This window comes from Microseira sp. BLCC-F43 (assembly GCF_041929235.1).
GTDB lineage: Bacteria > Cyanobacteriota > Cyanobacteriia > Cyanobacteriales > Aerosakkonemataceae > Microseira.
In genome coordinates this window covers 20,856-30,883 of the sequence record NZ_JBHFNP010000080.1, presented here as the reverse complement: position 1 = coordinate 30,883, position 10,028 = coordinate 20,856, and the positions used below count along the sequence as shown (strand labels likewise).

At 44.8% G+C, this 10,028-nt stretch carries 7 protein-coding genes; all 7 read right to left on the bottom strand.

Features of this window, described 5'->3' with window-relative positions:
- Positions 1–220: hypothetical protein (locus ACE1CM_RS12465; protein WP_374877792.1), on the bottom strand; the 220-nt coding region annotated here is incomplete at its 3' end.
- A gap of 7 nt (positions 221–227) precedes the next feature.
- Positions 228–1,778 (bottom strand): hypothetical protein, encoded by a 1,551-nt coding sequence (locus ACE1CM_RS12460; RefSeq protein ID WP_374877791.1) that lies wholly within the window; start codon positions 1,776–1,778, stop codon positions 228–230.
- Positions 1,775–2,959: a glycosyltransferase family 1 protein gene (locus ACE1CM_RS12455; RefSeq protein WP_374877790.1), complete on the bottom strand. Its 1,185-nt coding sequence runs from the start codon at positions 2,957–2,959 to the stop codon at positions 1,775–1,777. Before ACE1CM_RS12455 ends, ACE1CM_RS12460 begins: the two co-directional genes overlap by 4 nt.
- The gene (locus tag ACE1CM_RS12450) at positions 2,944–3,846 is read right to left on the bottom strand and encodes an FkbM family methyltransferase (protein ID WP_374877789.1); all 903 of its coding nucleotides are present in this window, start codon (positions 3,844–3,846) and stop codon (positions 2,944–2,946) included. Before ACE1CM_RS12450 ends, ACE1CM_RS12455 begins: the two co-directional genes overlap by 16 nt.
- An 18-nt stretch (positions 3,847–3,864) precedes the next feature.
- Positions 3,865–5,670 carry a glycosyl hydrolase family 28 protein gene (locus ACE1CM_RS12445; protein WP_374877787.1) on the bottom strand — a complete coding sequence of 602 codons (1,806 nt, stop codon included), beginning with the start codon at positions 5,668–5,670 and terminating at the stop codon, positions 3,865–3,867.
- 64 nt (positions 5,671–5,734) lie between these two features.
- Positions 5,735–7,120, bottom strand: coding sequence for a hypothetical protein (locus tag ACE1CM_RS12440; RefSeq protein ID WP_374877786.1), 1,386 nt, complete (start codon positions 7,118–7,120; stop codon positions 5,735–5,737).
- Between the two features lie 40 nt (positions 7,121–7,160).
- Positions 7,161–9,248, bottom strand: a complete 2,088-nt coding sequence (locus ACE1CM_RS12435; RefSeq protein ID WP_374877785.1) for a polysaccharide biosynthesis protein — start codon at positions 9,246–9,248, stop codon at positions 7,161–7,163.
- Positions 9,249–10,028 lie beyond the last annotated feature (780 nt).

Below are 10,028 nucleotides of genomic sequence, written 5' to 3'. Positions count from 1 at the left end.
CAATGTAATAAGGCACGGCGATCAAGGAAACCCCCTCGCCATCCGCGCGTTTCCAGTCATGCGGCGGCTGAGCAACTGGGAGAATTCGCGCCACCACTTTCACGCGATCAAATACTTCTAAATAACGTTGCCAAAATGAATGGGCGAACATAGTCTGCGTCCACACTGCCCCATCGGGATTTTGGACAAAGCGATGTTCGAGGATAACGGTTACATTCATATTCACCTCACTTTTTGCTCGGTTCAATTTTGGCTAACTCTGACTTATGAGCATAAATTTGGGGATTTATCCCAGAATTTTGCCTGATTTCTTTTTTATTGCTAAGCCACAATACAATCAAAGGCATTCCTCCATTTTTCATGATAAAAAAAACATGGTTATCGACGTCTGCAACTAGGACTACAAAACAAAAATTAACCCAAAATGGCAACAAAATTAACCGAATATCAGAAGGTTCTAAGCTCAAGAGCAATCCTTTAACTTGCCCGACAACCAACCCTAGAAATATAAAAGAAATCGGCACTAAAAATGGCCCAAAATTGAGCATGGTTTCCCCTGCCAGACCATAGACTTTTGAAGAAGCCCAAAGCTCGGGATGATAACTTTCCATACCGAATTGAGCCTCTGTGCCATCTTTGATCTTGCTGGGTGGTTTATTCGGCATAATTGCACTGGGTATCAGCATGGTTAGGGCTGATAAATAAGTTCTGCCCCAGGCATATTGGTAATCGCTATCCGGTTGGCTCAGCCTGTAAAGTAAGAAAGCTTGAATATCGCTTCTTCCTAAGTCTTGTAAGACTAAACCTTGCCAAGAACGCCCGGATTTTTTTTCCAAACTAGCACGAGCTTCTTGTCCTTCTAAAGCTGTACTAATGCCGTCCAAACCTCCGGTTTTAAAAAAACCATACAGGTACATAAAAAATAACAGAAAAACTAGCGCGATCGCAATGTGTTTTTTGTTAATCGCTCGAATCCAAAAATGAATAATTCCGGCGACCCAAAACAAAGCCCATATCGTATTGCTCCGGCTGCCGCGCAAACCGCCAAAAAACATTTGCAAAACCAGAAAAATTAGCAACACTATTATCAAGACAGTCCAAGTTTGTAGCCGTTTGTTTTTTTGGGCATAGGCGGCGAACCCCATGATGGATAAAATCGGAAAACTCTCTGAGAATAGGACGACTATGCCCATGCCTTGGAATTCATCTCCTTCTCTTCTAGCCGCTCTTGTAGCAGCATCAATGTAGCCGCCTATGCCTCCAAACTTCTGGTAAACCATTAGCTGTAAGACGGCGGAAAGCATGAGGGAAAAGCAAAGAATGGGAAAAAACCGCCGTCGGTCAAGTTTCCAAATAATCTGTTTAGACTGATTCTCGGTTGGTTGGGCGGCAATATTTCTGGAAAAACGATACACCCATATACCTAAAAAATTCAGAATTGCCATGCCGCCCACCCAAGGACGCCAGTCGGGCGGGGGCGTAATATCCCCGTCCATCCAAAAGTCCCAAGTGACATGAAATAGAGGCGCTAAGAAGAAGAAATGCAACCCCAATAAACCGATAATGCCAATTGGATCGAAGATATTTAAACGACCGCGAAACCAGTCAACTGCATCAATTCCGATCAAAATTCCGCACAAGGTAAGTGGAATTAAAAACCAGTGCAGGAACTCATCTGAAGTTTGGAGAAATGCCACCAGTATTAGAATGCAGAGGAAAAAAGAAATAACTGCACTGTCTTTATAGGCTGTTTTGGTGGAAAAGATTTTCTGGTTCATACAAGCGCCTCCAGGAAAATATTTTCCAACTGCTTGACAGATACATTGATATTAAAAGGACTGGTTTCTACAACTGCCAAAGCATCGGATTGAGTGATGGTAGATGCGGTATCCCGATGATTTAAAATTATTTCTGCCCAAGCTACGGCTGGTTGCGACAGGGACAACCACTTCACCAAAGGCTTCAATATTTCTACCTCCCGTGTAATAGTGTCGGATAAGATGAACGGAAGTCCGGCAGCTTGAGCTTCAATTCCGACGACTGGTAACCCTTCAAACAGCGATGGCAAGAGGAAAACATCCATTGCACCCCGCATTAGTCGAGGGATATCGCAGCGGGTACCTGCGAAGGTGACGCGATCGCTTAACCCCATCTGCTCAACTTTTTGTTCGATCTGCGATCGCAACACCCCCTCACCCAGCAGCAAAAGGTGCATTTTCGCTTCTCGCTTGGCAACTTCTGCGGCAATTTCTATCAGAAATTCATGATTCTTTTGTTCGACAAATCTGCCAACGTGACCGATAACAAAAGCATCGATAGGGATACCTAATTCCCTACGAACTGCATCCCTATCGATCCCATCCCTGAAAGGCGTTAAGTCGATGCCATAGTAAAGAATTTGCCAGCGGGGATCGCTTTCCCACTTGCAACCAAACAAATCTGCCGCTGCAAGGCAGCTGCATCCTAAACCAACGGTTGCATAGCGGGAAATCCACCATTGCGTTAAGCGGCGATACAAGTGCCGATACAATCGGGCCTTAGCTTCGGAGGAAGTATCGTTGTGACTGTGGGCAATGCACAAAGGCACGCCTGCTTGCTTGGCTAAGCGCAGGACATAACCGCTGAAGTGATGGACGTGGCTGTGTACGATGTCATAGGGGCCGTATTCCCGCAAAATTTGGTTGAAATTGGCGGCATAGACCCACGGACGCCAGCGATCGAGGGGACAGGGGATAATGCGACTGCCGAGGCTGCGAATCTCGTCGTCGTAAGCGCAGGGATCTGTGCGGTGGACGAGGAAGTCCATGTGGAAGCGATCGCGGTCGATGTGTCGCAAAATGTGCATCAACCAGGTTTCGATCCCGCCTCGCACCATGCCGCCAATCACATGAAGGATGCGAATTGGACGCCGATCGATTAATGTCTGCTGCTGATTTTCTTTGCCTATGGCTGTAAACATTTGATCTCCTCCCAATCGTCCCGAACAGTACACAAATAGTTGCGATACAGCTTGTTTTCATCTGGAACAATCTTATTCATAGCTACTGGCCCTTCTGGACGCAAATGAAAAAAGCGATAACCAAATTTGTTTAAAATAGTTTCAACCGCTATAAAAGGGCCGTCATAGTTGCATTCCACAATGATATTTGGGGCTGAATTTGATAAAACTTGAACCAGACCCTCCAAAACTTTATCGTCAAATCCTTCCGCATCAATTTTGAGCAGGTCAATCGGTTCATTTGGAGAGCAAATTGTGTCAATCCTTGTGACATTAATATCAATCAAATAACCTTCATAACCTCTAAACCCTTCGGGATTAAGGCTAGCTGATAGCGGTACATCTTCAAAGGGAATATGCAACTTTGTTTCACCCACCGTATTCGATACTGCCAGGTTTTTTGCCTGACAGCGGTCTGACCAACCATTGATTTCGATGTGGGAAAGCAGACGTTTATAAACCTGGGGAACAGGCTCAAATGCCATAACTTTTGCCTGGGGATTTGCCGCTAATGTCACCAAGGTGAAGAGTCCTGTATTCGCGCCAATGTCTAAAAATAACTTGGATTTTTGCGCCAATTTGTAGAAAACTCGCATCGTTTCTGGTTCCCAACCATCCCAGCCGCACCAAAAAATTGCCCTGGCGATCGCATCGTTGGCAATGCCTGAATATTTGAAAGAATTTCCATTGGGAAGCGAGACAAGAAACGTTGTTTCAACGGGTAACCGCCGCCAAATCGATTTAGGTAACAATTTAGCTTGGGCCATAGCTAACAAAACTTCTCTGGCGAAGGGATTTCGAGTTAAAACTCGTAGTAAAAATCTGATACGGTCTTTAAATGCATTCATGATGTACCCTCAACTTATCTAGTCGCGAATATTCACCACGGCGTGGAAGTCCGGGCCAAGCATATAATTAGTACTGTTTGGCATGTTCTCCAGACCTAAGAAAACTGTCTCGGTTCTTTCGTTAATGCTGTCGGATTTGGGCAGAATTCCGATCGATGCCGAAGTTGCACCAGCGGGAATTGTTACCGAGTTGGGAATCGTTTGGTAATCTATCCCATTCTCAGCCGTTCCTCGGATGATGTAGTTCACCGTTAATGCTTGGGAAGTATCCCCCGTGCGAGTGACGAGAAACTGTCCCGCATCCCCAGATTCGGAGGCATCGGGGTCTGGTACATTGATGTTTACAATCGCCGGATTGCTGTTGGTAAACTTCAAATCGACGAATTGATTGTGAACATCGAAATAGGCATCGTCTGGATTTAAAACCGGCTTTCCATACAGAGACAAATTGTCAAAATTTACGCTAATATTCCGCTGGGGATCGTAGCCATGAAACACTGAATTCGCGCCGCCGCGATCGTCTACTTTTAGGTTATAAACATACACGTTTCTGATATACCCCAACTTGTTGGGCGACGAATCTTTTTGCCACGAAACGGGTCTAATGTTCCAGTTCCACACCCGGGCAGCTTTATCCTGTTGCGGTGAATCAAGAATATCTTCAACCCGAATATTCTTGAAGTAGATATTCTCAAAATTGGCTCCGGTTACAGGCCAAAAGCCTGAAACCTCATTGGCAAATACAACATCGATATTTTCATAGGTAATATTGCGAATAACATCTTGCTTCGCCATCGCTCCGATCTTGAAGCCATTACCGCCGTAAAAGACAGAATTCCTGATATTAATATTTTCACTGTTCTGAATCCGCCCATTCTTATCGCCGCCAATAGATGTGGCATCATCGGTTCCTTTATACAATACGTTGTCAATCGTAATGTTTCTAGAAGACCAAAAATCAAAGCCATCTGTATTGAGAAATTCCGGCTGCGGATCGGCTAAAATTTTGACATTATAGACCTTGACATTCTCGGAATAGGACATCCAAACATTGGCAACTGGCGGGTCTTGAATCAGAATGTCCTCCAAGGTAATATTATTGGCATTCTTCATCAGGATTAAACTGTACCATCCTCCTTTGGGACGCCAATAAGTCCCGTTGCCGTTAATGGTTCCCCGCCCGATTAGTTTGACATTACTGGCGTTTTCGATATTAATTAAACCGCGTCCGTAGGAAGGCTCTATCTCTTTCGTTGCTTCCAAAACAGACCCAGGTGCTAAATAAAGGGTCATGTTGCTTTTGAGGTTGAGTTCCCGCGTTTTGTAAACGCCGGGAGGGAAATAAAGAATCCCTTGTTTGGCAGAAACTTCGTCGATGGCTGTTTGAATTAGTGGCGTTGCCTCGTTTTGGCCTGTATTATCCACTCCGTAATCGATGATATTGGTGACATTGGCATCGCTGAGTTGGGGCGGCTTTTCTTCCGGCGGCTCGGCGAAAATAAATAGTTTTTCATCTGCGGAATTGACTTGATGCAGGATCAGCTTCCTGGGAGTAGTCAGGGAGAAAGAAATTTTGTTACCGTCCCGGTTTGATGGGATGTTGTAACTTTTAGGGCTCAGGGTGTATTGGCTAGCGGGTTCGTCGGCGGTAATTTCAATGTTGGCAAGCTCCACCAAAGGGAATTGAACATAACTGATCTCATTGTATTTTTGCACCGATACAGGTTGACCGTTGACGGTGACAGAATAGGTACGGCTTTGTGGGAGAGCCGATGGGTAAGGGATTTGACCGAAGATTTCACCGAACATTTCACTGCTGTTCATAGTTGAAAAATTAGCGATTGCTACAAAAGTCACGACCAAACAAACCAATCCAAAATTCCACGGATTAACTTTCCGCTTCCACCGATGGAGGAATTTTATCCAGTGCATAAGCGATAACTCCCAAACTAAAAATTGCTTGGACAATTGCCGCTAAAATTAATGCGATCGCAGCGCCTCGCGATCCCAGAGTGGGGATTAACCAAAGACAAGCGATCGCTGCGGTTACTGTCGCCGCAGCAAATAAAGGAATTTGAATGCGGAAATACCGCGCTGCTGTCATTCCATAACCCAAAAAAGAGGATATGTAACCAAGTCCAGCAGCTACCATCAACCAAACAAATAAATCTTTTTGTTGGGCATATTCTGGGCGATATAACAAAGTCAAAATATCCCTTCCTGCAACTAGCGCCACCAAAATCGCCGCCCCACCCAAAATTGCACCAATTCCCACCAACTTGACCAAAAGCGAACGAAAAGCCCTGGGATTCCCCGCTGCGTAGTATTTCGCCAAACGCGGACTAGCAGACTGTCCCAGCGCATTCACCACCATGTTTCCCGCCACCATTAAGTAAGCGATCGCCGCAAACACCCCCAATTCCCCCTCACCCCAATAGTGTTCGATAAAGTATTGCGGGATGTTACCGTTGAGCGAAATTAGCATCATCACCAAACCTAAAGGTAGCGATAGCCAAACCAGTTTATTCAACGTTTTTAGATGCCAGCGGGGATAAAGGGGATTTGGGGTATTACTTCCATAGACCGCGCAGGCGGTCTTAGTTTGTGTAGCCCCACCCTTCAGGGTGTGGGGCAAAAGTGATGATGCAAGCGGATTTGATATGATTGGCAATTTGCCATTTCCTTCTCTCCCCAAAAGTAAGGAACCGCTGCGGATGTCGTAAGCAAATAGAACAAAAGCCCAAGCAATAACTAATCCCACAGTTCCCCACAGAACGCTACCCGTCAGGTAGAGTCCCGCGCCCAACAAAACCAGAGACAAAGGCCCTTTAATCATCATCGAAATAGCGATGCGATCCATCCGTTCGTACTGCTGAATTAGTCCGTAAAACACATCGCTAATCGACTCGAATCCCTTCGCCAAACCAATCGTCAAAATTACCAGCGAAGTTTCCCAGCGGTAGCCAGAATTGAGCGTAATTCCCCCAATTAAAAGCAGTGCCAACCCCGTCCCGATCAGCCTCAAACCGAGGTAGTCGCCGAACAGATACTGGTGTTTTGCATCTGTCGCCTGGACGGATCGCAGTTGCAGATTTGTCAGCATGACGACAGGTGCAGTCACCGCCAGCCCCAAAGTGAATTGGCCTACTATTTCCGGACTGCCAAATTTAGCCAGCAGCACCAACATCCCCCACTGGCAAGCTGCATAAACAGCATTACCGATGAATGTCCAGGAGAAATTGCGGCGCAATGTTAGGGGCTTGATCTGTTCCATATATCTTGACGAAAATGGTGAATTTGCTAATTGCTAATTGCTAATTGGTAATTGCGGGAACGGATAGTTGATTTGAAGGCGGGTTTTGAGTCGTATTTAACGGATTGGTATTTGAGTCTACAGTGCTTTTCTGCCCCTCAACGTTTAAGTAATCAGGCATGTATTCGGGGACTAATTGTTCCAGCAGAAACACAATTAAATTGGGATCGTTTTTAGTTGCTGCTTTGCAGAGTGCTTCTACTTTAAATTCGACTTGCTCTGGTACAATGCGACTGGCATTTTTAACCTTGATAATTTTTTCGTGTTGAGTGCGTTCGTATTCCTCCCCTGGGATAAATAACTCTTCAAACAATTTTTCTCCCGGACGCAATCCGGTGAAGACAATCTCAATGTCTTTGTCCACTTCATATCCGGAAAGGCGAATCATATCTTTTGCCAAGTCAATGATTTTAACTGGCTGTCCCATATCGAGCATAAAAACTTCACCGCCGCGCCCGATTACTGCTGCTTGCAAAAGCAGTTGAACGGCTTCTGGAATCGTCATAAAATAGCGGCGAATATCGGGGTGGGTAATAGTTATCGGCCCTCCTTGGGCAATTTGTTGCTTGAAAGTGGGGACAACACTTCCTCGACTACCCAGAACATTTCCAAACCGAACCACTACAAAAGGCTTTCCGCTCTTTTGGGCGGCTTGAAGTACCAGCATTTCAGCAACTCGCTTGCTAGCGCCCATAATACTGGTGGGATTTACAGCTTTGTCTGTCGAGATGGTGACAAAATTCTCCACACCGTATTTCAAGGCGAGATCGAGTAGATTTTTGGTTCCCCGCACGTTATTTGCGATCGCTTCTGGCGGATGCGATTCCATCAAGGGTACGTGTTTGTGCGCCGCTGCGTGAAAAATAACCTGGGGTCCAAATTGCTGGAACAGATACTCTAATCGATCGAAAAATCGAATATCGCCGATGAAAATCTTGATTTGGGGGATGGGATCAGAAGGTTCGCCTTCTTGTTGCAAAACTTGCAAAATCCTTTCTAATTCTTGTTGAATTGCGAAGAGAGAATTTTCTCCATGTCCTAATAGCATCATTTCAGCAGGACGGCACTTTAAAACTTGCCGACAAAGTTCGCTACCAATCGATCCACCTGCTCCCGAAATCAGCACTTTCTTGCCTTGGAGAAATTCCCGAACTTTGCGGACATCGGTTTGGATTGATTCGCGACGCAAAAGGTCTTCTATTTGTATATCTCTGACGCTACCTACGCGGATGCGGTTAGTTAGGATTTCGTTAAGTCCGGGTAAAGTACTGGTGGGAACGCCAACTGATAGACAAATATCTACAATTTCTCGAATTACTCTCCCCGGCACCGCAGGCATGGCAATAATGACGCGACGGATATGCAACGAATGAACTACTTCGGGAATTTTGTAGCGATCTCCTACCACGGGAATTCGGCGAATTTGCAAGTTGAGTTTTTCCGGTTCATCGTCAATAAACGCCACCGGATAAAATCCCAACCAAGGACTTTGTTGCATTTCCCGTACTAGAGAAATGCCTGCACACCCAGCACCGACGATCAGCACGCGATCGCGTCGATAAAACTTCAGATTTCTTTGCTTGATTCGATTGAGGACAGGAATGCTGAAACGAATCCCACCTATGAATAAAAAGCTGATGATAGTATCCAGCAACGGCAGCGATCGCGGCAAACTATTGACCCAAAAATCATTCAGATAATAAACCACGTTGAAAGATATGGTTTGCAGAATCCCAATCCCCGCCATCAGCATCACTATTTGCTCTAGTTCGTCAATACTGGCATAGCGCCAGTATCGCTTGTAAAAACCGCACGCATACAATACCACCAGTTTGAGCGGCACAAACAGTATCGTCACCTGGATTAAGCCTCCAAGGTAGGGAGCGAGGCTAAATGAATCATCTAGACGAATTGCCAGCGCTAATACAGGCGCGATCGCCAACACGATTGTATCTAAAAGCAAAAAATGCCGATTTCTCAGTGTTAGTAACCATTTTGATAAAGCTTGTATTAGAGAGCTTTTAACAATTTGGTCTTCTAGTGGCTCTTTTGCTACCGCATTCACTGCTAACAAAATTTTACTAAACATTTTTCCAGCTCCAAAAGCAAATAAAACTGCTGAGTGCCGAGTAACGATTGTTGAGTCAGAATGCCGGGACATCACCCTTGTGCAAGATTGCAAATAAATCCTTTTTCCCTCAGCACTCATTCCTCAGTACTGAGTTTTGTAAAATCCCCGACTGTCACAAGTCGAGAGTTCAAAAAACAAGCAGGATTTCTTTACAAAGTTTATTGGTTGTGAGTAATTACCACTTGATCGAGCAAAACTAACCTTCTATCAAACAGGATTTTAGCATTCTCTGACAACTACACAATTGTTTACAAGTTGCGAATTTTAATTGCTCCGCGACAATGCCAGTTGGTTTGATGTAGGTATAGTTTTTCTAGCTCTCCTAATTTTGCCTGAAACGATAGTTGATTAGTTGCCAAAATGGCATAAAATTTATTTATAATTCTCTAGATTTAAAAAGATCATATTTATCAATAAATCCATCTATCTTTAGATAGAAATATAACCAAAATTTTTCGAGAATAAACACTTACGTCTCTACCCTTAGATAGAGGAAAATTGTTTGACACCCATCCTTAAAATAGAATCGTTCGTAGTAGGCGCTTGGGCGTCGTTCCCAATCTACGTGCATTTTAGTATAAATTGATAGCTGATATCAAGGCCATTTGGCTCTCGGTAACGGGAGGCCCCCTTCTCCCACATCTCATGGTTGTAAAGATGCAATAACTATTGTTTCTAAAGTTTAAAACCGAGAAGAAAAACTGAAGCTTATGGCTGAGAACGGTGGAAAATGTGAGT

Excerpts from the sequence above, each read along its gene's own strand:
- ACE1CM_RS12460 (WP_374877791.1), bottom strand. The coding sequence starts at position 1,778 with ATGAACCAGAAAATCTTTTCCACCAAAACAGCCTATAAAGACAGTGCA.
- ACE1CM_RS12455 (WP_374877790.1), bottom strand. The coding sequence starts at position 2,959 with ATGTTTACAGCCATAGGCAAAGAAAATCAGCAGCAGACATTAATCGAT.
- ACE1CM_RS12450 (WP_374877789.1), bottom strand. The coding sequence starts at position 3,846 with ATGAATGCATTTAAAGACCGTATCAGATTTTTACTACGAGTTTTAACT.
- ACE1CM_RS12445 (WP_374877787.1), bottom strand. The coding sequence starts at position 5,670 with ATGAACAGCAGTGAAATGTTCGGTGAAATCTTCGGTCAAATCCCTTAC.
- ACE1CM_RS12440 (WP_374877786.1), bottom strand. The coding sequence starts at position 7,120 with ATGGAACAGATCAAGCCCCTAACATTGCGCCGCAATTTCTCCTGGACA.
- ACE1CM_RS12435 (WP_374877785.1), bottom strand. The coding sequence starts at position 9,248 with ATGTTTAGTAAAATTTTGTTAGCAGTGAATGCGGTAGCAAAAGAGCCA.